Annotated in this window: 1 pseudogene; it reads left to right on the top strand. The window is 55.9% G+C overall.

Features of this window, described 5'->3' with window-relative positions:
• Positions 1–48: 48 nt before the first annotated feature.
• Positions 49–238: pseudogene (locus DW49_RS01000000128915) on the top strand (IS21 family transposase); the annotation flags it as partial.

Here is a 238-nt window from a genome sequence, read left to right as displayed (position 1 = left end):
ATCGACCTCTTTTTTCGAAGTGAAGAGGTCGTCGTGGAGCGTTTATCCATGCGTAAAATCCGAGAGGTACTACGCCTAAAGTTCGACGCCGGCCTGTCCGTGCGCAAGATCGCCGCCAGCTTGTCCATCGGCCATTCAAGTGCGGGGGATTATCTTTGCCGGTTCGCCGCCAGTGGGCTTCAGTGGCCCATCGATATTTCTGACGCGGAGTTGAATCGACGGCTGTTTCCACCGCTAG

Origin of the sequence: Pseudomonas avellanae BPIC 631, from assembly GCF_000444135.1 — a bacterium.
In the GTDB taxonomy this organism is placed as follows: domain Bacteria; phylum Pseudomonadota; class Gammaproteobacteria; order Pseudomonadales; family Pseudomonadaceae; genus Aquipseudomonas; species Aquipseudomonas avellanae.
The sequence above is the reverse complement of the archived record's forward strand: the minus strand, read 5'-3'. Positions and strand labels throughout refer to the sequence as shown.